Annotated in this window: 1 protein-coding gene; it reads right to left on the bottom strand. The window is 68.6% G+C overall.

Going from position 1 to position 1,298, the window contains the following annotated elements; translation table 11 throughout:
* The coding region (locus ABZ795_RS28765) for an ISAs1 family transposase (RefSeq protein ID WP_357532644.1) at nt 1-1,132 on the bottom strand (1,132 nt) is incomplete at its 3' end.
* Between the last annotated feature and the right edge of the window lie 166 nt (nt 1,133-1,298).

Raw genomic sequence — 1,298 nt, 5'->3', positions numbered from 1 at the left:
TGATGCCGAGTAGGGCCAGTGGGCGGGTGCTGTCGCGGGCGTGATGTCGGTTGGCGGCGGCGATGTTGGTGACGCCGGCGGTGCGGAGTGCGCTGATGGCGGTGTTGCGGAGGGCGGCCATGACTTGGGGTCCGGTGCCGGTGCGGATTTGGGAGCGGTCTTCGTCGTAGGTGACGTCGCGTACCCAGTGGATCTTGTTTTCGATCGACCAGTGATCGCGGATCCAGCTCGCGAGTTGTGCTGGCCTGGCCTGGTGGACGCGGAGGTCGGTGATGGCGTAGACGGTCTCGGTGGTGAACTGTTTCGGCTGGTCGAGGCGGCGTCTGCGGCGGCGGATCTGCAGGGCCTGGGCGGCGTGCGGGAAGTCGATACCGGTGGAGACGGTGAGGATCTTGCAGGTGCGGATCTCGCGGCGGCCGTGTCCGCGGTCGGTGTCACGGGCGGCGTCCGGGACCGCTTGCCAGGGCAGGCCGGCGAGTTGGGCGTGCAAACTGGGCTGGTTGGCCTTGACGGTCAGGATCCAGTGCGCGCCGCGTTCGGCGAGGTAGGCGACGTGGTCGCGTTGGCAGTGCAACGCGTCGGCGGTGATCACGGTGTCGCGCAGATCGCTGATCTGGTCGAGCAGCGGCGCGAATCGGGTGATCTCGTTGGTCTTGCCGTCCACATCGGTGCTGGCCAGGACCACACCGCTGGCCTGGTCGCAGGCCGCGAGGACATGCTGGGCGGCAGTGTCGCAGGTGCGGGAGCCTCGCAGGGTTTTGCCGTCCACGGCGATCGCCCGCCGCGGGGATGGCGGTGTCGCCATGGCTCGGGTGGATAGCCATCCGCTGACGGCCGCGGTGAGCAGGTCAGGGTCCAGGGCTTGCAACAACCGACGGATCATCGCCTCCGACGGGCGCCGGTCCGGGGCGATGCCCAACGCGACGACGGTCGCAGCGGGGACGTCAGCGATCCACTCGGCGATCGCGGTGTAGGAGCGGTAGCCGGCCACCACGGCACAGACCGCTGCGGTCACCACCACGGTCAACCGGTGCCGGACACCGCGACGGGCGCGAGGATCCGGCAGACCTGTCAACGCTGCGGGCAGCCCAGCAGCGGCTTCGGGCACGGTGACAGCCGGTGCGTCGGACACGGACGAGATCAGCGATGATGGCAGCGCGGGCATGACTCACTTCGAATGATCGACAAGGCGTAGGAACCTCGATGATCATCTGAACCGGTCATGCCCGCCCTGCTGCCACCAGCCAGGGCGCGTCTACACCAACCACATCAAGCCGGGCACCCCCGCGACTTTGCCG

Origin of the sequence: Micromonospora sp. NPDC047134 (assembly GCF_040643455.1) — a bacterium.
Classification (GTDB): Bacteria; Actinomycetota; Actinomycetes; order Mycobacteriales; family Micromonosporaceae; genus Micromonospora.
The sequence above is the reverse complement of the archived record's forward strand: the minus strand, read 5'-3'. Positions and strand labels throughout refer to the sequence as shown.